The organism is Citrobacter sedlakii NBRC 105722, assembly GCF_000759835.1.
In the GTDB taxonomy this organism is placed as follows: Bacteria; Pseudomonadota; Gammaproteobacteria; order Enterobacterales; family Enterobacteriaceae; genus Citrobacter_A; species Citrobacter_A sedlakii.
The window spans coordinates 174,831-196,455 of record NZ_BBNB01000010.1 but is presented as its reverse complement, the minus strand read 5'-3'; the positions used below and the strand labels follow the sequence as shown (position 1 = coordinate 196,455).

The window sequence follows — 21,625 nt, the reverse complement described above, 5'->3', positions numbered from 1 at the left end:
GATTTCAGATGGCGGCTTTGTCTCGGGCTGGTTAATCTGAAAACGATTTACATCATTTTAACGTAAGAGAATAACTATGCATGATGCACAGGTCCGCGTCGCGATAGCGGGCGCGGGGGGCCGTATGGGTCGCCAGCTGATTCAGGCAGCCCTTGAAATGGAAGGCGTTGCGCTTGGTGCGGCGCTGGAGCGCGAAGGATCGTCATTGCTGGGCGCCGATGCCGGTGAGCTGGCGGGCGTCGGCAAAACGGGAGTGACTGTACAATGCAGCCTCGAGGCGGTAACCGACGATTTTGATGTTTTCATCGACTTTACGCGCCCGGAAGGCACGTTGAATCATCTGGCATTTTGTCGTCAACACGGCAAAGGCATGGTCATTGGCACCACCGGTTTTGATGACGCAGGCAAACAGGCGATTCGTGAGGCGGCAGCTGACATCGGCATTGTCTTCGCGGCAAATTTCAGCGTTGGGGTAAACGTCATGCTGAAGCTGCTGGAGAAGGCGGCAAAAGTCATGGGCGATTATACCGATATCGAAATTATTGAAGCGCACCATCGCCATAAGGTTGACGCGCCGTCCGGCACCGCGCTGGCGATGGGCGAGGCAATAGCGCATGCGCTGGATAAAGATCTGAAAGCGTGCGCCGTGTACAGCCGTGAAGGTTTCACCGGCGAGCGTGTGCCGGGTACCATTGGCTTTGCTACCGTGCGTGCGGGCGACATTGTTGGTGAACACACTGCGATGTTTGCCGATATTGGCGAGCGTATCGAAATTACCCATAAGGCCTCCAGCCGTATGACCTTCGCCAACGGCGCGGTAAGATCGGCGCTTTGGGTCAGTACAAAGCAAAACGGCCTTTTTGATATGCGAGATGTCCTGAATTTACACAGTTTATGATGTGTTATTACCCTTCGTGATGTGGTTATTGTAATCTTAATGTGTTGATTACATAGGGCAATATTTTATTGCCCTTTTATTTTAGCGCCTTACCTTTAAAGTTTTCTTGTAATGCCTGAAATTCTACTTTTTATTATTAAATATTGTGGCTGAAATGTAAATTTTGACCAGATGGTCCATTTTTTTCAGCGTTACCGCCATTTTTTATATTCTTCTTGCTGCGCAAGCGTTTTCTCAACCAGGTTAGTTGCTCTTTTTGCCCGTTAATCCGTCCTTTTTACCTCCAGGTTGCAAAAGAATATAAAAAATACTGCCTTTAAGTTGACTTTTAGCTGCCTTATCTCCAGAATGCCGCCGTTTGCCAGAAATTCAAGGTAAGCAAATTTGCATTGATTCATCGCGTATAAATGAATTAGTATGCAAATAAAGTGAGTGAATATTCTCTGGAGGGTGTTTTGATTAAGTCAGCGCTATTGGTTCTGGAAGACGGAACCCAGTTTCACGGTCGGGCCATAGGGGCAACAGGTTCGGCGGTTGGGGAAGTCGTTTTCAATACTTCAATGACCGGTTATCAAGAAATCCTCACTGATCCTTCCTATTCCCGCCAAATTGTTACTCTTACTTATCCCCATATCGGCAATGTCGGCACTAATGCTGCTGATGAAGAATCTTCTCAGGTACATGCGCAAGGCCTCGTCATTCGTGACCTGCCGCTGATCGCCAGCAACTTCCGCAACACCGAAGACCTCTCGTCTTACCTGAAACGCCATAACATCGTGGCGATTGCTGATATCGATACCCGTAAGCTGACGCGTCTGTTACGTGAAAAGGGCGCGCAAAACGGCTGCATCATCGCGGGCGATAATCCGGATGCGCAGCTGGCGCTGGAAAAAGCGAAAGCCTTCCCGGGCCTGAACGGGATGGATTTGGCGAAAGAAGTGACCACGGCGGAAGCGTATAGCTGGACCCAGGGAAGCTGGACGCTGGCAAATGACCTGCCGGAAGCAAAACAACAAGACGAACTGCCGTTCCACGTGGTCGCCTTTGACTTTGGCGCCAAGCGCAATATCCTGCGCATGCTGGTGGACAGAGGCTGCCGCCTGACGGTGGTGCCCGCGAAAACCTCAGCGGAAGATGTTCTGAAAATGAACCCGGACGGCATCTTCCTTTCAAATGGCCCTGGCGACCCGGCGCCGTGTGACTACGCTATCGACGCAATCCAGACATTCCTCGAAACCGATGTGCCGGTATTCGGTATCTGCCTCGGTCATCAGCTCCTGGCGCTGGCGAGCGGCGCGAAGACCGTGAAGATGAAATTCGGTCACCACGGCGGCAACCACCCGGTAAAAGATATCGACAACAATACCGTAATGATTACGGCGCAGAATCACGGCTTTGCCGTCGATGAAGCTACGCTGCCGGCGAACCTGCGCGTGACCCATAAGTCCCTTTTCGACCATACCCTGCAAGGTATTCATCGCACCGATAAGCCAGCGTTTAGTTTCCAGGGGCACCCGGAAGCCAGCCCAGGTCCGCACGACGCCGCGCCGTTGTTCGACCACTTTATCGAGTTAATTGAGCAGTACCGTCAGTCCGCGAAATAATCAGGAGTTAAGAGAGCCATGCCAAAACGTACAGACATAAAAAGTATCCTGATTCTGGGCGCGGGTCCGATTGTTATCGGTCAGGCGTGCGAGTTTGACTACTCCGGCGCGCAGGCGTGTAAAGCCCTGCGTGAAGAGGGTTACCGCGTTATCCTGGTCAACTCTAACCCGGCGACCATCATGACCGACCCGGAAATGGCCGATGCGACCTACATCGAGCCGATTCACTGGGAAGTCGTGCGTAAAATCATCGAAAAAGAGCGTCCGGACGCGGTGCTGCCGACGATGGGCGGCCAGACGGCGCTGAACTGCGCGCTGGAGCTGGAGCGTCAGGGCGTGCTGGAAGAGTTCGGCGTGACCATGATTGGCGCAACCGCCGACGCGATCGATAAAGCCGAAGACCGTCGCCGTTTCGATATCGCGATGAAAAAAATCGGTCTCGACACCGCGCGTTCCGGTATCGCCCATAACATGGAAGAAGCGCTGGCGGTGGCCGCCGACGTCGGTTATCCGTGCATCATCCGTCCGTCCTTTACGATGGGCGGCACCGGCGGCGGTATCGCCTACAACCGCGAAGAGTTTGAAGAAATCTGTACACGCGGTCTGGATCTTTCCCCTACCAACGAGCTGCTGATTGATGAATCGCTGATCGGCTGGAAAGAGTATGAGATGGAAGTGGTGCGTGATAAAAACGACAACTGCATCATTGTCTGCTCCATCGAAAACTTCGACGCAATGGGTATCCACACCGGCGACTCGATCACCGTTGCGCCTGCCCAGACGCTGACCGACAAAGAATACCAAATCATGCGTAACGCTTCGATGGCGGTACTGCGTGAAATTGGCGTTGAAACCGGCGGTTCTAACGTTCAGTTCGCGGTGAACCCGAAGAATGGTCGCCTGATTGTCATTGAGATGAACCCGCGCGTGTCGCGTTCGTCGGCGCTGGCCTCTAAAGCCACCGGCTTCCCGATTGCGAAAGTGGCGGCGAAACTGGCGGTGGGCTACACCCTTGACGAACTGATGAACGACATCACCGGTGGGCGTACCCCGGCCTCGTTCGAGCCGTCTATCGACTACGTGGTGACTAAAATCCCACGCTTTAACTTTGAAAAATTTGCTGGCAGCAATGACCGCCTGACCACCCAGATGAAGTCGGTGGGCGAAGTGATGGCGATTGGCCGCACCCAGCAGGAATCGATGCAGAAAGCGCTGCGCGGGCTGGAAGTGGGCGCGACCGGCTTCGACCCGAAAGTCAGTCTCGACGATCCGGAAGCGCTGACCAAAATTCGCCGCGAGCTGAAAGACGCTGGCGCGGATCGTATCTGGTATATCGCTGACGCGTTCCGTGCGGGACTTTCCGTAGACGGCGTCTTCAACCTGACCAACATCGACCGCTGGTTCCTGGTGCAAATTGAAGAGCTGGTCCGTCTGGAAGAAAAAGTCGCGGAGCTGGGCATCAATGGCCTGACCGCCGACTTCCTGCGCCAGCTTAAGCGTAAAGGCTTCGCTGATGCGCGCCTGGCGAAACTGGCGGGCGTACGTGAAGCGGAAATCCGCAAGCTGCGCGACCAGTACGACCTGCACCCGGTCTACAAGCGCGTGGATACCTGCGCGGCGGAATTCGCCACCGACACCGCCTACATGTACTCGACCTATGAAGACGAATGTGAAGCGAACCCGTCCGTCGACCGCGACAAGATTATGGTGCTGGGCGGCGGTCCAAACCGTATCGGCCAGGGCATTGAGTTCGACTACTGCTGCGTACACGCCTCGCTGGCGCTGCGCGAAGACGGTTACGAGACCATCATGGTCAACTGTAACCCGGAAACGGTCTCCACCGACTACGACACCTCCGACCGCCTGTACTTTGAGCCGGTTACCCTGGAAGACGTGCTGGAAATCGTGCGTATCGAAAAACCGAAAGGGGTTATCGTCCAGTACGGCGGCCAGACTCCGCTGAAGCTGGCGCGCGCGCTGGAAGCAGCGGGCGTACCGGTTATCGGCACCAGCCCGGACGCCATCGACCGGGCGGAAGACCGTGAACGCTTCCAGCATGCGGTTGACCGTCTGAAGCTGAAACAGCCGGCGAACGCGACTGTCACCGCCATTGAACAAGCGGTAGAAAAAGCGAAAGAGATCGGCTATCCGCTGGTGGTGCGTCCTTCTTACGTACTTGGCGGACGGGCGATGGAAATCGTCTATGACGAAGCGGATCTGCGTCGTTACTTCCAGACCGCGGTCAGCGTCTCCAACGACGCGCCGGTGCTGCTTGACCGCTTCCTCGACGATGCGGTTGAAGTGGATGTGGATGCGATTTGCGATGGTGAAAGGGTGCTGATTGGCGGCATCATGGAGCACATCGAGCAGGCAGGCGTTCACTCCGGCGATTCCGCCTGTTCGCTGCCAGCCTACACCCTGAGCCAGGAAATACAGGACGTGATGCGCCAGCAGGTGCAGAAGCTGGCCTTCGAGTTGCAGGTTCGCGGTCTGATGAACGTCCAGTTTGCGGTCAAGGACAACGAAGTCTACCTGATTGAAGTGAACCCTCGTGCCGCGCGTACCGTACCGTTCGTCTCCAAAGCCACCGGCGTACCGCTGGCGAAAGTGGCGGCGCGCGTGATGGTGGGCAAATCGCTGGCCGAGCAGGGGGTGACAGAAGAGATTATTCCGCCTTACTACTCGGTGAAAGAGGTGGTGCTGCCGTTCAACAAATTCCCTGGCGTTGACCCGCTGTTAGGGCCGGAAATGCGCTCTACCGGAGAAGTGATGGGGGTGGGGCGCACCTTTGCGGAAGCGTTCGCCAAGGCGCAGTTGGGCAGTAACTCCACGATGAAAAAACAAGGCCGTGCGCTGCTCTCCGTTCGCGAAGGCGATAAAGAACGCGTGGTAGACCTTGCCGCGAAGCTGCTGAAGCAGGGCTTTGAGCTGGATGCGACTCACGGTACGGCGATCGTACTGGGTGAAGCCGGTATTAATCCGCGTCTGGTAAACAAAGTGCATGAAGGCCGTCCTCACATTCAGGACCGTATCAAGAATGGCGAGTACACCTACATCATTAACACCACCGCCGGGCGTCGCGCGATTGAAGATTCCCGCGTCATTCGCCGCAGCGCGTTGCAGTACAAGGTGCATTACGACACCACCCTGAACGGCGGTTTCGCCACCGCGATGGCGCTTAATGCTGACGCCACGGAGAAAGTGATCTCCGTACAGGAAATGCACGCGCAAATTAAAAAATAACCGACCCCTGATGTTCCACGGTCTTAAAAACGGTTCCGGAAACGGAGCCGTTTTTTTATGCAATCAGTCGTTTCCTGGCGAAATATACTGCAATAGCAGAAATGTGAATGTAACAAGCAAGATTTGGATCACACTCATGACCCGGCAAGTTGCATACTATCCCTTATATCCACAATTTTAATAGGGTCTTGTCGGGAATATGATGGACAGGACACAACACGATTTTTAATTTGTGAAATGGTGTGCTTATGTGTGAAGAGTATGTTGAAAAACCACTTTATTTGATGATTGCCGACTGGGTCATGGCGGAAAAGCGTTGGGTCAGCGCAAAAGAGATTGCAAAGCAGTTTAATATGGATCATTGCAAAGCAATTAATACCGTCTCTTATATTCTCGCGGAAGTGGGGGAAATTCATTGTGAGACTAAGACCATCCCTAACCAACTGGAAGGACGGGGCTGTCAGTGCCAGCGTCTGGTGCGGGTAACCCATATCGCGCCGCAGCTTTACGCGCGTTTGGGACAGCGCGCGCAGGAAAAGGTGGCCAGCAGAGCGCCCCGGATCCCGGCGGTTCCACCGTCAGAACTGAACCGTGAGCAGAAATGGCAGATGATGCTGTCAAAGAGTTTGCGGCGGTAAGGCGGAGATCCGCCGTATCGAATGGCGGTATAATCGACGTATCCGGCCTGGGGATGGCGAACATCACAGGCCGGATAAATGCTGTGCCATCAGGCGTTAACGGCCTTTCCATACCGGGGCGCGTTTTTCCGCAAATGCCTGCGGCCCTTCAAGGGCATCCTCTGAATGCAGGACCGACGGATAGTGCTTCAGCACGCCGCTGCGGATAAAACGATACCCTTCCTCGACCGGCATTTCACTGGTGGTACGAGAGATCTCCTTCAGCGCGGCAATGGCCAGCGGCGCGCTGTTGACCAGTTCTTGCGCCAGTTCGCGCGCGCTGTCCATCAGCTCCTGCTGGCTGACCACGCGGTTGACGATCCCCCAGCGCAGCGCTTCCGCGGCATCCATTCGTCTGCCGGTCATTACCATTTCATTCACGATGGCCGGGGGTAACCGTTTTGGCAGACGCAACACGCCGCCGCTGTCTGGCACAATGCCCAGTTTCGCTTCCGGCAGCGCAAAGCTGGCGTTTTCGGCGCAGACGATAAAATCCGCCGCCAGCGCCAGTTCGAAACCGCCGCCAAAGGCATAGCCGTTCACGGCGGCAATCACCGGTTTATCGAGATCAAAGCATTCCGTTAGTCCGGCAAAACCGCCGGGGCCAAAGTCGGCGTCCGGCGCTTCACCTTCTGCGGCGGCTTTTAAGTCCCAGCCTGCGGAAAAGAATTTCTCCCCCGCGCCGGTGACGATCGCGACACGCAGTTCGGGATCGTCACGAAATTGCAGAAAAGCCTCCCCCATCTGAAAGCTGGTTTTGGCATCGATCGCATTGGCTTTAGGTCGATCCAGAATGATTTCCAGAACAGGTCCGTTACGGGTCAAACGTAAAGATTCACTCATGGTTCATCTCCAGAAAATAAAGTAACTGGCGGGCATTTCCCGCCAGCAGGGTTATTTCAGATTCTTTTTGATTATTTTTCCTGAACAGTTACGGGGCAGGTCAGTTCTTATTTCCATAAAAGAGGGCACTTTGAATTTCGCCATATTTTGTTCGCAGAAATGGAAGAATTCTTCTTCCGTCAGCGTTTCGCCTTCATTAAGTACGACGAAGGCTTTAATGGCTTCGTCGCGAATCGCATCCTGAATACCAATCACCACGATGTCCTGAATTTTAGGATGTGCGGAAATGATATTTTCCAGCTCAACGCAGGAGACGTTTTCACCGCCGCGTTTAATCATGTTGCAGCGCCGGTCGACAAAATAGAAAAAACCGTCTTCGTCGCGATATCCGGAATCGCCGGTGTGTAACCAACCGGTGGAGTCGAACGCTTTCGCCGTGGCGTCGGGCCTGGCGTAATAGGCTTTAAAGAGTGTTTTGCCCGGCACCCCCTTGATGCAGATTTCGCCAATCTCGCCAGCGGGCAGCGCACGGTTCTGCTCGTCGCGAATTTCCGCTTCGTAGCAAAATCCCGGACGGCCTATCGACGGCCAGCGTCGCTTATCGCCGGGTCGGTCGCCAATGATGCCGACGATGGTTTCCGTCATGCCATAGGAGGTCAGCAGGCGCACGCCGAAACGGGTGACAAAGGCGTCTTTCTCCTGTTCCGAAAGGTTGAGGTAGAACATGACTTCCCGCAGACAATGCTGGTTGTCCTGCGGTGTGACGGGTTGCGCCATGAGCGTGCGGATCATCATTGGGATGCATTCTGTGACGGTCGCGCGGTATTTTCGGATCTGCTGCCAGAAGGCGCGGACGCTGTATTTTTCAATCAGCACAAACGTCGCGCCTGCCGAGAATGCTGCCATGGCGGCGGTGCATTGACAGTCGATATGAAACGCAGGCATCACCGTCAGGTAAATATCGTCTTCACGCAGGGCGCACTGCCAGGAGGAGTAGTATCCGGCAAAGCGCAGGTTGTAATGGGTGATCACCACCCCTTTTGGTCGTGACGTGGTGCCGGAGGTAAATAAGATCTCTGCGGTGTCGTCGGTAGACAGCGGTACCGTTTCCTGCAAGGCGCCCGGCTGGCGATCTTTTTGCAGTGAAAAGTGACTCACGCCGGGTTCGGTCCCGACGTTTTCGCCAACCACCCAGATAAGGGTTAACTGCGTTTCGCCTTCACGCTGGATCTCGCGGTACATCGGCAAAAACGCGGGGCTGGTGACGATCTGCCTGGCCTGGCTGTTTTGCAGGATCCACGCGCTTTCGTCACGCAGCAGGCGGGCGTTAATCGGCACCATGATGGCGCCGATTTTTGCCAGTCCAAACCAGCAAAAGATAAATTCCGGGCAGTTATCCAGATGCAGGGCAACCTTATCCCCTTTGCGAATGCCTGAGGCGTGGAACAGATTCGCTGTGCGATTGATCTCCTCATTGAGCGACGCGTAGCTGTACTGTCGTATCTCCCCGTCGCTGGATTCACAAATCAGCGCCGTTTTACTGCCATGCCGTTCGGCCAAATCGTCCCACATCTGGCGTAAGTGTTGTCCGCCAACGATATCCATAGCACCTCTGTCCATTTATTCAGGCGCTAACCGGAAATGCCGGTTAGCGCGTTCGGGTTAATCCTCTACTTTGGCCAGACCTTTACTGACCAGTGACTGAATTTCAGCGTCGCTGTAGCCGATGTTATGCAGAATGGCGGCGGTATCCATGCCGTGTGACGGCATGCCGCGCCAGATTTTTCCAGGGTTATTTTTGAATTTCGGCATCACGTTTGGCCCTTTGCAACTGCGGCCATCCAGCGTTTGCCATTGGGTAATGGATTCCCGGGCAATGTACTGCGGATTACCTTCCAGTTCCGGAATCGTCAGCACTTTGGCGCAGGCGATATTCAGCTCGGCGAAGCGTGCCTGAGCCTCGGCGAGGGTGCGTGTCGCCAGCCAGGCATCGAGTTTTTCCTCTACCAGCGGTCCGTAAGGGCATTCGATCCGGTGAATCAACTGTGTGCCTTCCGGAACCTCCGGTGTGCCCAGAATGTGCGCCAGACCAATATCCTTAAAGCATTCTGCGATTTGCGTAATACCGACCAGCTCCATCACGATGTAGCCGTCGGCGCACTTATACAGTCCGCAGCCAGCGTAGTAGGGATCTTTACCTTTGGTCATGCGCGGGCATATCTCGCCGCCGTTGAAATAATCCATCATGAAATATTGACCCATACGCAGCATGACTTCGTACATTGCGACATCAATACTTTCGCCTTTGCCGGTTTCACGCGCTTTATGCAACGCCGCCAGCGCCGCGGTGGTGGCGGTCATGCCGGAAAAATAGTCGGCGGTGTACGGGAAGGCGGGCATCGGCTGGTCGACGTCGCCGTTCTGGATCAGGTAGCCGCTGAACGCCTGGGCAATGGTGTTGTAGGCTGGCAGGTGGGTGTACTCTTCGCTGCCGTACTGACCAAAGCCGGATAAATGGGCGATAACCAGCTTCGGGTTATGCCGCCACAGGACGTCATCGGTAATACCGCGGCGGGCAAATGCCGGGCCTTTGCTGGCTTCAATAAAGATATCGGTGGTTTCCATTAATTTGAGAAACGCTTCCCGCCCCTCATCTTTGAAAATATTCAGCGACAGCGCGTGGAGATTACGGCGCGAAAGCTGCGGATAGTGGGGCTGGACGCGAATGGTATCGGCCCAGGCCACGTTTTCAATCCAGATAACCTCCGCGCCCCATTCAGCAAACAATTGTCCGGCGAACGGTCCGGCGATTTCGATGCCGGAAAAAACCACCCGCAGCCCGGCAAGCGGGCCAAAGGTGGGCATGGGGAGACGATTCATACCTATGCTCCTGGCAGTTGTAGGTGTCCCGTAGGCCGGATAACAGCGTGAACGCCTTCTCCGGCCAGGAAAAACACCCGATAATGATTAACGGTATTGCTTCAGCACCGCGCGACCGAGGGTCAGGATTTGCATTTCGTCAGACCCACCGGAAACGCGGTCCACGCGCAGATCTCGCCAGAAGCGGCTGATACGATGATTACCGGCAATTCCAACGCCGCCCAGTACCTGCATTGCGCTGTCCACCACCTCGAACGCCGCGTTGGCGCAGAAGTATTTGCACATCGCCGCATCTCCCGAAGTAATCGTGCCGTTATCGGCCTTCCACGCGGCTTCCAGCAGCATGTTTTTCATCGAATTGAGCTTGATGGCCATATGAGCAAATTTTTCCTGAATCAGCTGGAAGCGACCGATGGTTTCGCCAAACTGTACGCGCTGGTTAGCGTAGCGCGCTGCATCTTCAAAGGCGCACATCGCCGTACCGTAGTTGGTGAGCGCCACCAGGAACCGTTCATGATCGAACTCTTCTTTCACGCGGTTAAAACCGTTGCCTTCCCGCCCGAACCTGTCTTTTTCATCCAGTTCGACGTCATCGAAGTTAATTTCGCAGCAACTGTCCATCCGCAGGCCGAGCTTATCGAGTTTATTCACCTGGATGCCGGGTTTCGTCATATCGACAAACCATTCGGTATAAACGGGTTTGTCAGGCGACGCGGCGTCCCGGGCCATCACCACGATATAGGGCGTGTAGGCGCTGCTGGTGATAAAACACTTACTGCCGTTGAGATAAACCTTACCATTTTTACGGGTATAGGTGGTTTTGAGGCTGCCCACATCCGATCCCGCTCCCGGTTCGGTGATTGCCGAGTTCCACATCTGTTTGCCTGTCCCCCGGAAGGCCATGATCTTATCGATCTGCTCCTGCGTGCCTTCGCGCAGGAAAGTGTTAAAACCGCCCGGCAACTGGTACAGCACATAGGTTGGCGCGCCGAGACGTCCCAGTTCCATCCAGACAGCGGCAACGGTGACGAACCCCGCTTCCAGCCCGCCATGTTCTTCCGGGATCAACAGGCTGTCGATACCCATCTCCGCCAGCGCTTTAACAAAGCGCTCCGGATACACGCTGTCACGGTCGCACTCGGCAAAATAGGCTTCCCAGTTCTCACTGGCCATCAGTTCGCGAATACCGGCGACAAACAGTTCCTGCTCGTCATTCAAGTTAAAATCCATCTTTCAACCTCTTGATCTGTTAGGGGTAATTGAGTTGTCTTTCCAGTGCGCTTTGGCGTCTTTAATAAAGGAGAGGGTCACCATAATGTTGACGAAGAACAGCGGGCAGCCGCCGGCAATGATGGCGGTTTGAATCGGCTTCAGGCCGCCAAGCGCCAGCAACACAATACCGATGACGCCCACCAGCACCGACCAGCCGATCCGCACCAGCAGCGGCGGCTCGTCGCCGTCGCGCACTTCGCGACAGGTCGACATCGCCAGGGTATACGAACAGGCGTTAATCAGCGTCACGGTGGCAATAAAGCAGAGGATGAAGAATCCCCACATGGTGGCGGTACTGAACGGCAGCGCGGCCCAGGTTTCGATAATGGCGCGCGCCACGCCGTGTTGCTCTATCAACTGCGGAATGTTGATGATGTTTTTATCCATCAATAACAGGGTGTTGCTGCCCAGCACGGTCCACAGGATCCAGGTGGAGGCGGTCAGCCCTAACACCATCCCAAAACACAGTTCGCGCACGGTGCGTCCACGGGAAATGCGCGCCAGGAAGATGCTCATCTGAATGGCGTAAATCACCCACCACGCCCAGTAAAAAACGGTCCAGCCCTGAGGGAAGCCACCTTTGGCGATAGGATCGGTATAGAACAACATACGCGGCAGATACATCAGCAGCGTGCCCACCGAATCGGTGAAGTAGTTCATGATGAAGCTGGCGCCGCTGACGATAAACACCCAGCCGAGCATCAGGAAGCTCAGATAGCTGCGCACGTCGCTGGCGATACGCACCCCTTTTTGCAGGCCGCAGGCCACGCAAATCGCGTTGAGGATGATCCAGCAGGTGATAATAATGGCGTCCAGCTCCAGGGTATGCGGGATCCCGAACAGGTATTGCATACATTCCGTAACCAGCGGCGTCGCAAGGCCCAGGCTGGTGCCCATCGCGAAAATCAGCGCGACGAGATAGAAGTTATCAATGATGGTGCCGAGCAGCCCTTTGGCATGTTTTTCCCCCACCAGCGGCGCCAGCGTGGAGCTGGGACGGATCACATCCATTTTGCGGACAAAAAAGAAGTAGGCGAAGGCGACAGAAAGGAAGCTGTAGGTCGCCCACGGCAGCGGTCCCCAGTGGAACAGGCTGTATGCGAGGCCCAGTTCTTTCGCGCTGGTTGAGTGAGCGGCAAAGCCAAACGGCGGGGTCGAGATATAGTAGTAAATCTCAATCGAGCCCCAGAACAGCACAGCGGCAGAGGTACAGGAGGCGAACATCATAAAGATCCAGCTGGCAGTGCTGAACTCCGGTTTCTCATCACCAAGTTTCTTTTTGGCGTAGGGGCCAAATACCAGCCAGAACCAGCCGATAAGCATGACGACCATATACCATTCGAAGGCCCATCCCCAGATATTGGTGACATAACTGAAGACGGCATTAATAACAATATTCGCTGCGTCTAAATCGCGAACCGTTAGCCAGCAAAGTATTCCGACAATGATTAATGGTGGAAAGAAAACCTTTGGCTCAATGCCGGACTTTCTCTTTTCATTTTTCATGCGCTAATTCCAGTTTAAAAATGAATGTATTATTCGTTCCCAATTGTTCTATTTTTATTACATAGTTGTTGATGGTCATTTAACCTCGGGGCGCGTGAGCGAATAACTCATAATGGGTATTCGCGTGGCTGTGTTCTGTTACCCTCATCACACTTTTTAGACGGGCTGTTATGGGGTGTTGATATTGATATTTTTATTTTTAATCAAGAAGTTAATGGTGTATTTGGCGCTTTTTATACCCGTCGGCGTTCAATATTGGTGATCCGTAAAACAATATTGAAAATTAACTGTTGTATTCGCTTGTGTTCAATATTGGTGAAGCGGTTAACAATATTGAAAGTTGAAATCATCAGTGTGTGACATTTTCAATAATGGTGATTAAGGTTTTATTTCGGAATTAACGTGCGTGCTATCTGTAATTAACACCGCCGATATTCATGACTTCTGGAGATGCAATGAAGATATTGACTTGCTATAAAAGCGTACCTGATGAACAGGATATTTCGATTAATAATGCTGACGGTTCCCTGGATATCAGCAAAGCCGAAAGCAAAATCAGCCAGTACGATTTGAATGCGATTGAAGCCGCCTGCCAGCTTAAACAGCAGGTCAGCGACGCGCAGGTTATCGCCCTGAGCGTGGGCGGCAAAGCGCTAACCAATGCGAAGGGACGCAAAGACGTGCTGTCGCGCGGTCCGGATGAGCTGGTAGTGGTCATTGACGACCCGTTTGAACAGGCGCTCCCGCAGCAGACGGCCAGCGCTCTGGCGGCCGCAGCGCAAAAGCGGGGGTTCGATCTGCTGATTTGCGGCGACGGATCGTCCGATCTGTACGCGCAGCAGGTTGGTCTGTTGGTCGGCGAAATCCTCAACATTCCGGCGGTTAACGGCGTCAGCAAGATCCTCTCGCTGAGCGACAGCACGCTGACCGTTGAGCGTGAGCTGGAAGACGAAATCGAAACCCTCTGCATCCCGCTTCCTGCCGTGGTGGCGGTATCCACTGACATTAACTCTCCGCAAATCCCGTCTATGAAGGCCATTCTGGGCGCGGCGAAAAAACCGGTTCAGGTCTGGTCTGCGGCGGATATTGGGTTTAACGCAGGGGAAGCGCGTTCCTCACAAACAGTAGCCGCGCCGAAGCAGCGAGAACGCCTGCGCAAAGTGATTGAAGGCGATGGTGAAGAGCAGATCGCCGTATTTGCCGACAGTTTGCGCAAAATGATTAATTAAAAGGGGATGTTATGAGCAAGTTTTCCAGCGTCTGGGTTTTCAGCGATATGGCTTCACGCCTGCCGGAACTGATCGGCGGCGCGCGGATTTTAGGTGAACAAGTGAATGCGTTTGTGCAGCACGCCGACGAGGAGACAACGGCGTTGCAGTGCGGTGCGGAGCGCGTGTGGCTGTTGCAGGGGAAACCGGACGACCGCATGGTGGAGGATTATGCGGACGTCATTGCGCAGACCATCCGTCAGCAGGGCGACGCCGGACTGGTTTTGCTGCCCAATACCCGTCGCGGCAAGCTACTGGCGGCTAAGCTGGGCCATCGTCTCGCCGCGGCGGTCTCAAACGACGCCAGCGACGTACTCTGCCAGGACGGTCATGCACAGGTCAAACATATGGTGTATGGCGGCCTGGCGATAGGGAACGAGACCGTGACATCGCCTTTCGCGGTGATCACGCTCAATAGCGGGACGTTTGACGCGCCGCAGCCGGACGCGTCACGCAGCGGCGAGACGCATGTTGTGGCATGGCAGGCGCCGGAGACAAGCGTAACCCGTACCGCCACCGAGGCGCGTCAGAGCCAGCGCGTCGACCTCGACAAAGCGCGGCTGGTGGTCAGCGTGGGGCGCGGCATCGGCAGCCAGGAGAATATCGCGCTGGCGCAAGCGCTATGTCAGGCCATCGGCGCCGAACTGGCCTGCTCTCGTCCGGTTGCGGAAAACGAGAAGTGGATGGCGCATGAGCGCTATGTCGGGATCTCAAATCTGATGCTGAAACCCGAGCTGTATCTGGCGGTAGGGATCTCCGGGCAGATCCAGCACATGGTTGGGGCGAACGGCGCGCAGACCATCTTTGCCATTAACAAAGACAAAAATGCGCCGATCTTTCAGTACGCGGACTACGGCATTGTCGGCGATGCGCTGAAGATCCTTCCTGCGCTGACCGCCGCTCTGGCGCGCTAATCCACACCAGCAGGGAGGATGTATGTCTGAAGATATCTTTGACGCCATTATCGTAGGGGCAGGGCTCGCCGGGTCCGTTGCGGCATTGGTGCTTGCCCGGGAAGGGGCGCAAGTGCTGGTTATCGAACGTGGGAATTCGGCGGGCGCGAAGAATGTCACCGGCGGGCGCATTTACGCGCACAGCCTCGAACGCATTATCCCGGGGTTTGCGCAGCAGGCTCCCGTTGAGCGCGTCATCACTCACGAAAAATTGTCCTTTATGACCGAACGCGGTGCGATGACGGTGGACTATCTCAACGCGGAAAGCGCTTCGCCAGCAGAGGTTTCTTATTCGGTGCTGCGCAGCCGGTTTGACGGCTGGCTGATGGATCAGGCCGAAGCGGCGGGCGCACAGCTGATTGCCGGGATCCGCGTGGATAACGTGGTACAGCGCGATGGCAAAGTGGTGGGCGTTGAAGCCGACGGCGAGATCATTGAAGGAAATGTGGTGATCCTCGCCGACGGGGTGAACTCCCTGCTCGCGGAAAAGCTGGGTATGGCGAAACGGGTCGACGCTGCGCACGTCGCGGTGGGGGTGAAAGAGCTGATCGAACTGCCGAAAGCGGTTATTGAGGATCGTTTTCAGCTCCAGGGCAACGAAGGCGCGGCCTGCCTGTTCGCCGGTTCGCCTACCGATGGCCTGATGGGCGGGGGCTTCCTCTATACCAATGAAAGTACGCTTTCGCTGGGGCTGGTATGTGGCCTTCATCATTTACAGGAGGCGAAAAAATCGGTTCCGCAAATGCTGGAAGATTTTAAACAGCATCCGGCCGTCGCGCCGCTGATAGCCGGCGGCAAGCTGGTTGAATATGCGGCGCATGTCGTACCGGAAGCCGGGATGAACATGCAGCCTGAACTGGTAGGCGACGGTGTGCTGATTGCCGGCGATGCCGCAGGAATGTGCCTGAACCTGGGATTCACCATTCGCGGTATGGATTTAGCCGTTGCCGCTGGCGAAGCGGCGGCAAAAGCGGTGCTCTCGGCGAGGCTGCGCAATGATTTTAGCCGTCAGGGGCTGGCAACGTATCGCCAGTACCTTGAAGACGGCCCGCTACGGGATATGCGGATGTATCAGCGTTTGCCCGCGCTGCTGGATAATCCCCGGATGTTTACCCGCTACCCGGAAATGGCGGTGGGGATCGCCCGCGACCTGTTCACCGTCGACGGCAGCGCGCCGGTGCCGCTGCGTAAGAAAATCCTGCGTCACGCGAAAAACGTAGGCTTCATCAATCTGATGAAAGATGGTCTGAAAGGAGTGACCGCATTATGACTTCTCCCGTCAATGTGGACGTCAAACTGGGCGTCAATAAATTCAATGTCGATGAGGAGCATCCGCACATCATCGTGAAAAGCGATGCGAATCAGCAGGTGCTGGATGTACTGGTCAAGGCGTGCCCTGCCGGGCTGTACAAAAAACAGGATGACGGCAGCGTGCGTTTTGACTATGCGGGATGCCTGGAATGCGGTACCTGCCGCATCCTCGGGCTGGGGACGGCGCTGGAGAAATGGGAATACCCGCGCGGCACCTTTGGTGTGGAATTTCGCTACGGCTAAACCGGGCGCCGGATGGCGATGCGAAGGGTCATCAGGCAGGATGTTTACACAGGATATGCTCATGCAACAGCCACGGAATTTTGAGGACATAAAATTTTCATCCATTCACCGCAGGATCATGCTGTGGGGAAGCGGAGGTCCCTTCCTCGACGGGTATGTGCTGGTGATAATTGGCGTTGCGCTTGAGCAACTTACGCCAGCGCTCAAACTCGACGCCGGGTGGCTGGGGCTGCTCGGCGCTGGCACCCTGGCCGGGCTGTTCGTCGGAACCTCGCTGTTTGGCTATATCTCTGACAAGGTCGGGCGCCGAAAAATGTTCCTTATCGATATCATCGCGATTGGGGGGATATCGCTGGCGACCATGTTTGTTTCCACCCCAGCGGAACTGCTGGTGATGCGGGTGTTGATCGGTGTGGTGATCGGCGCGGATTATCCGATTGCCACCTCCATGATTACCGAGTTTTCCAACACTCGTCAGCGGGCGTTCTCCATCAGTTTTATTGCCGCCATGTGGTATGTCGGCGCGACCTGTGCCGATCTGGTTGGTTACTGGCTGTATGACGTGGAGGGCGGCTGGCGCTGGATGCTGGGTAGCGCGGCCATACCCTGTATTTTGATCCTGGTCGGACGCTTCGATCTGCCTGAGTCGCCGCGCTGGTTACTGCGCAAGGGGCGGGTGAAAGAGTGTGAAGCGATGATGATTAAGCTGTTTGGCGAGCCGGTAGCGTTTGAAGAAGAACCGCCGCAGGAAACGCGCTTTTTACAGCTTTTTAATCGTCGTCACTTCCCGTTTGTGCTGTTTGTCGCGGCTATCTGGACCTGTCAGGTGATCCCGATGTTTGCCATTTACACCTTTGGTCCGCAGATTGTGGGGTTGTTGGGACTGGGGGCCGGGAAAAGCGCCGCGCTGGGCAACGTGGTCATCAGTCTGTTCTTTATGCTGGGCTGCATTCCTCCCATGTTCTGGCTCAACAGCGCGGGTCGACGACCCCTGCTGATCGGCAGTTTTGTGATGATGACGCTGGCGTTAGCGGTGTTAGGGCTGATACCGGAAATGGGGATTGGGCTGGTAGTTACGGCGTTTGCGGTTTACGCCTTTTTTTCCGGCGGGCCGGGAAACCTTCAGTGGTTGTATCCGAATGAGCTGTTTCCTACCGATATTCGCGCCTCGGCGGTCGGCGTCATCATGTCGTTGAGCCGTATTGGCACCATCCTTTCGACCTGGGCGCTGCCGATTTTCATTACGAAATACGGCATCAGTCACGTTATGTTGATGGGCGCCGGAATTTCGCTGGTTGGGCTGTTAATCTCCATTGCCTTCGCCCCTGAAACCCGTGGCCTGACGTTAGCTGAAACCAGCACCATGACCCTCCGCAGGTCGCCGCTGCGCTAACGACGCCATTCAGAGTGTTCTGCATTTGCGTTCAGCGTCAACCCCTTAGGCTACAGTTAACGGGTAAGTAACAGAAAATGACTGAAAAGCAGGGAGAATACCATGCAAAAGCATCGACTGATCGCGTCTATTTTGGCCGCAGCAACCGTCTTCACCGTCGTGGGCTGTTCCTCAAACCAGGCGGTACGCACCACCGACGGCAGAACCATTGTCACCGACGGCAAACCGCAGGTGGATGACGACACCGGGCTGGTATCTTACAAAAACGCCGAAACCGGTCAGACGGAACAGATTAACCGTGACCAGGTGAAAAACATGAGCGAGCTGGATAACTAATTCAGTTTTATCCATTAGGCTGCTCAATTATATTCACTATTAGCCTGTTCGATTAGTGACTACACTCTGTTAAAAAACAGAGCACTAAAAAAACAGGCTAAACATGATCCTCATTATTTACGCGCATCCTTATCCGCAGCATTCGCATGCGAATAGACGGATGCTTGAACAGGCAAGGACCCTGGAAGGGGTTGAAGTACGTTCGCTGTATCAACTTTATCCCGACTTCAATATCGACATCGCCGCTGAACAGGAGGCGCTTTCCCGTGCCGATCTGATTATCTGGCAGCATCCGATGCAGTGGTACAGCGTGCCGCCTTTGCTCAAACTGTGGATGGATAAGGTGCTCTCTCACGGCTGGGCCTACGGTCACGGCGGCACGGCGTTGCAGGGGAAACAGTTGATGTGGGCGGTTACGACCGGCGGGGGCGAGAATCATTTCGAGATCGGCTCGCATCCGGGATTTTCGGTGCTTTCACAACCTCTCCAGGCGACGGCGCTTTATTGTGGTCTCAACTGGCTCCCGCCGTTTGCGATGCACTGCACGTTTATCTGCGATGATGAAACCCTGCAAGCGCAGGCGCGGCGTTACAAACAACGTTTGCTGGAGTGGCAGGAGGCGCACAATGGATAGCCATACGCTGATACAGGCGCTGATTTATCTCGGTTCCGCGGCACTGATTGTCCCGATTGCGGTGCGGCTCGGTCTGGGGTCGGTGCTCGGCTATCTGATTGCCGGGTGCATCATTGGTCCCTGGGGGCTTCGGTTGGTCACTGACGCAGAGTCGATACTGCACTTTGCGGAAATCGGCGTGGTGCTGATGCTGTTTGTCATTGGCCTTGAGCTGGATCCCCAGCGTCTCTGGAAGCTCCGGGCCTCGGTGTTTGGCGGCGGCGCGCTACAGATGGTCGTGTGCGGCGGGCTGATCGGCCTGTTCTGTATGTTCCTCGGCCTGCGTTGGCAGGTGGCGGAGCTGATCGGCCTGACCCTGGCGCTCTCCTCCACGGCGATAGCGATGCAGGCAATGAATGAGCGAAATCTTACCGTCTCGCAGATGGGGCGCAGCGCCTTTGCGGTGCTGCTGTTTCAGGATATTGCGGCTATACCGCTGGTGGCGATGATCCCCCTGCTGGCAGCCAGCGGCGCGTCAACAACGCTGGGCGCGTTTGCGCTGTCAGCGCTGAAGGTGGTCGGCGCGCTGGCGCTGGTGATTTTGCTCGGGCGCTATGTCACGCGTCCGGCGTTGCGCTTTGTCGCGCGTTCTGGTTTGCGCGAAGTGTTCAGCGCCGTGGCGTTGTTTCTGGTGTTCGGCTTCGGTCTGTTGCTGGAAGAAGTGGGGCTGTCAATGGCGATGGGCGCGTTTCTGGCAGGTGTACTGCTGGCAAGCTCGGAGTATCGTCACGCTCTGGAAAGCGATATTGAACCGTTTAAAGGCCTGCTGCTTGGGCTGTTCTTTATCGGCGTCGGCATGTCGATAGACTTCGGCACGCTTATTGATAATCCTTTGCGCATTATCATTCTGCTGGTGGGCTTTCTGGTTATTAAGACCGGCATGTTATGGCTGATTGCCCGCCCGCTGAAGGTGCCGAATAAACAGCGTCGCTGGTTCGCGGTGCTGCTGGGACAGGGCAGCGAGTTCGCGTTTGTGGTGTTTGGCGCGGCGCAGATGGCGGGCGTGTTGGATCCGGAATGGGCGAAAGCGCTGACGCTGGCGGTGGCGCTCTCTATGGCCGCGACGCCGATCTTCCTCGTCATCCTTACCCGTCTGGAGAAAAATGCCGCCGGGGAAGAACGCGAAGCGGATGAAATCGATGAGGAACAGCCGCGGGTGATTATTGCCGGCTTTGGGCGCTTCGGGCAGATTACCGGCCGTTTGCTGCTCTCCAGCGGGGTAAAAATGGTGGTCCTCGACCATGACCCGGATCATATTGAAACGCTGCGCAAATTCGGCATGAAGGTGTTTTACGGCGACGCAACGCGAATGGATCTGCTGGAATCCGCCGGGGCGGCGAAAGCGGAAGTGCTAATCAACGCCATTGACGATCCGCAAACCAGCCTGGCGCTGACGGAAATGGTCAAAGCGCATTTCCCGAATTTGCAGATTATCGCCCGCGCGCGTGATGTCGATCACTACATTCGTCTGCGTCAGGCCGGGGTGGAGCAACCTGAGCGTGAAACCTTTGAAGGTGCGTTGAAAACCGGACGGCTGGCGCTGGAAAATCTCGGGCTGGGACGCTACGAGGCACGCGAGCGCGCCGATCTGTTCCGCCGCTATAACACTCGAATGGTTGAGGAGATGGCGAAGGGCGAAAACGATACCACTTCTCGTGCGGCAGTGTATAAACGTACCAGCGCGATGCTCAGCGAAATCATCACCGAGGACCGTGAACATTTGTCGTTGGTACAGCGTCACGGCTGGCAGGGAACGGAGGAAGGCAAGCACACCGGCGACATCGCCGATGAGCCGGACGTTAAACCGCCAACCGGGGTAAAAGTGTGATGTACCGCAAACTTTACTACTAAGTCGCTGTTTTTAAATTACTGTAATGCAGCGAGTCCACCCGCAAGACGTGGACTCGCCAGCAGAACGGAAAATTTTCGTGTTCTTCCTCTTTTCGTCAGTCGACGAAAGATTGCTCTTTACGTATAGTGGCGACAATTTTTTTGTATCCGGGAATGAATAAATGATCAGTCTGATTGCTGCGTTAGCGGTAGATCGCGTTATTGGCATGGAAAACGCCATGCCGTGGAATCTGCCTGCCGATCTCGCCTGGTTTAAACGCAATACCTTAAATAAGCCTGTAGTGATGGGACGCCATACCTGGGAATCCATCGGACGTCCGCTGCCGGGACGTAAAAATATAGTCATCAGCAGCCAGCCGGGCACAGACGACCGCGTTCAGTGGGTAAAATCCGTTGATGAAGCGCTGGTTGCCTGCGGCGATGCGCCAGAGATTATGGTGATTGGCGGTGGACGCGTGTATGAGCAGTTCCTGCCGAAAGCGGACAAGCTGTACCTGACGCATATCGACGCGGAGGTGGAAGGGGACACGCACTTCCCGGATTACGATCCGGACGACTGGGAATCGGTGTTCAGCGAATTTCACGATGCCGATGCACAGAACTCTCACAGCTATTGCTTCGAGATCCTGGAACGTCGTTAATCCGCTTTATGCCGGAGGGTTGCCTGCGACCGG

At 55.4% G+C, this 21,625-nt stretch carries 18 protein-coding genes; 13 read left to right on the top strand and 5 right to left on the bottom strand.

Features of this window, described 5'->3' with window-relative positions:
* Positions 1 to 76: 76 nt before the first annotated feature.
* From dapB to caiF, 4 genes are all read left to right on the top strand, one after another.
* Entirely contained in the window at positions 77 to 898 is an 822-nt protein-coding gene (gene dapB / locus CSE01S_RS15200) for a 4-hydroxy-tetrahydrodipicolinate reductase (protein ID WP_042290189.1), read from the top strand.
* A 455-nt stretch (positions 899 to 1,353) separates the two neighbouring features.
* The gene (gene carA / locus CSE01S_RS15195; protein ID WP_042290187.1) at positions 1,354 to 2,502 is read left to right on the top strand and encodes a glutamine-hydrolyzing carbamoyl-phosphate synthase small subunit; all 1,149 of its coding nucleotides are present in this window, start codon (positions 1,354 to 1,356) and stop codon (positions 2,500 to 2,502) included.
* 18 nt (positions 2,503 to 2,520) lie between these two features.
* On the top strand, positions 2,521 to 5,745 hold the full coding sequence (carB, locus tag CSE01S_RS15190) for a carbamoyl-phosphate synthase large subunit (RefSeq protein WP_042290184.1): 3,225 nt from the start codon (positions 2,521 to 2,523) through the stop codon (positions 5,743 to 5,745).
* Between the two features lie 248 nt (positions 5,746 to 5,993).
* Positions 5,994 to 6,383, top strand: coding sequence for a carnitine metabolism transcriptional regulator CaiF (caiF, locus tag CSE01S_RS15185; protein ID WP_042290179.1), 390 nt, complete (start codon positions 5,994 to 5,996; stop codon positions 6,381 to 6,383).
* A gap of 96 nt (positions 6,384 to 6,479) precedes the next feature.
* Here caiF and caiD read toward each other — a convergent pair whose 3' ends face one another.
* From caiD to caiT, 5 genes are all read right to left on the bottom strand, one after another.
* Positions 6,480 to 7,265, bottom strand: a complete 786-nt coding sequence (gene caiD, locus CSE01S_RS15180) for a crotonobetainyl-CoA hydratase (RefSeq protein WP_042290176.1) — start codon at positions 7,263 to 7,265, stop codon at positions 6,480 to 6,482.
* A gap of 51 nt (positions 7,266 to 7,316) precedes the next feature.
* Entirely contained in the window at positions 7,317 to 8,870 is a 1,554-nt protein-coding gene (gene caiC, locus CSE01S_RS15175) for a crotonobetaine/carnitine-CoA ligase (RefSeq protein WP_042290173.1), read from the bottom strand.
* A gap of 57 nt (positions 8,871 to 8,927) precedes the next feature.
* On the bottom strand, positions 8,928 to 10,145 hold the full coding sequence (gene caiB / locus CSE01S_RS15170) for an L-carnitine CoA-transferase (RefSeq protein ID WP_042290171.1): 1,218 nt from the start codon (positions 10,143 to 10,145) through the stop codon (positions 8,928 to 8,930).
* Between the two features lie 87 nt (positions 10,146 to 10,232).
* A complete protein-coding gene (gene caiA, locus CSE01S_RS15165) occupies positions 10,233 to 11,375 on the bottom strand; it encodes a crotonobetainyl-CoA dehydrogenase (RefSeq protein ID WP_042290168.1) in 1,143 nt (380 codons plus the stop codon).
* A 3-nt stretch (positions 11,376 to 11,378) separates the two neighbouring features.
* Complete coding sequence (gene caiT / locus CSE01S_RS15160; RefSeq protein WP_042290166.1) at positions 11,379 to 12,923, bottom strand: L-carnitine/gamma-butyrobetaine antiporter; 1,545 nt, start codon at positions 12,921 to 12,923, stop codon at positions 11,379 to 11,381.
* Positions 12,924 to 13,378: 455 nt separating this feature from the next.
* On the opposite strand from caiT, the gene CSE01S_RS15155 reads away from it, so the two are divergent.
* The 9 genes from CSE01S_RS15155 (at position 13,379) to folA (ending at position 21,592) form a co-directional block, all read left to right on the top strand.
* Positions 13,379 to 14,152, top strand: a complete 774-nt coding sequence (locus CSE01S_RS15155) for an electron transfer flavoprotein FixA (protein ID WP_042290162.1) — start codon at positions 13,379 to 13,381, stop codon at positions 14,150 to 14,152.
* 11 nt (positions 14,153 to 14,163) lie between these two features.
* Positions 14,164 to 15,105: an electron transfer flavoprotein subunit alpha/FixB family protein gene (locus CSE01S_RS15150; RefSeq protein ID WP_042290160.1), complete on the top strand. Its 942-nt coding sequence runs from the start codon at positions 14,164 to 14,166 to the stop codon at positions 15,103 to 15,105.
* A gap of 22 nt (positions 15,106 to 15,127) precedes the next feature.
* Positions 15,128 to 16,414, top strand: a complete 1,287-nt coding sequence (fixC, locus tag CSE01S_RS15145) for an FAD-dependent oxidoreductase FixC (RefSeq protein ID WP_042290158.1) — start codon at positions 15,128 to 15,130, stop codon at positions 16,412 to 16,414.
* On the top strand, positions 16,411 to 16,698 hold the full coding sequence (gene fixX / locus CSE01S_RS15140) for a ferredoxin-like protein FixX (protein ID WP_042290155.1): 288 nt from the start codon (positions 16,411 to 16,413) through the stop codon (positions 16,696 to 16,698). Before fixC ends, fixX begins: the two co-directional genes overlap by 4 nt.
* Before the next feature lie 61 nt (positions 16,699 to 16,759).
* Positions 16,760 to 18,091 (top strand): MFS transporter, encoded by a 1,332-nt coding sequence (locus tag CSE01S_RS15135; RefSeq protein WP_042290153.1) that lies wholly within the window; start codon positions 16,760 to 16,762, stop codon positions 18,089 to 18,091.
* Between the two features lie 102 nt (positions 18,092 to 18,193).
* On the top strand, positions 18,194 to 18,427 hold the full coding sequence (locus tag CSE01S_RS15130; RefSeq protein ID WP_042290152.1) for a YgdI/YgdR family lipoprotein: 234 nt from the start codon (positions 18,194 to 18,196) through the stop codon (positions 18,425 to 18,427).
* 103 nt (positions 18,428 to 18,530) lie between these two features.
* The gene (gene kefF / locus CSE01S_RS15125) at positions 18,531 to 19,061 is read left to right on the top strand and encodes a glutathione-regulated potassium-efflux system oxidoreductase KefF (protein ID WP_042290150.1); all 531 of its coding nucleotides are present in this window, start codon (positions 18,531 to 18,533) and stop codon (positions 19,059 to 19,061) included.
* Positions 19,054 to 20,928, top strand: a complete 1,875-nt coding sequence (kefC, locus tag CSE01S_RS15120) for a glutathione-regulated potassium-efflux system protein KefC (RefSeq protein WP_042290148.1) — start codon at positions 19,054 to 19,056, stop codon at positions 20,926 to 20,928. Before kefF ends, kefC begins: the two co-directional genes overlap by 8 nt.
* Positions 20,929 to 21,112: 184 nt before the next feature.
* On the top strand, positions 21,113 to 21,592 hold the full coding sequence (folA, locus tag CSE01S_RS15115; RefSeq protein WP_042290144.1) for a type 3 dihydrofolate reductase: 480 nt from the start codon (positions 21,113 to 21,115) through the stop codon (positions 21,590 to 21,592).
* Positions 21,593 to 21,625: the final 33 nt, after the last annotated feature.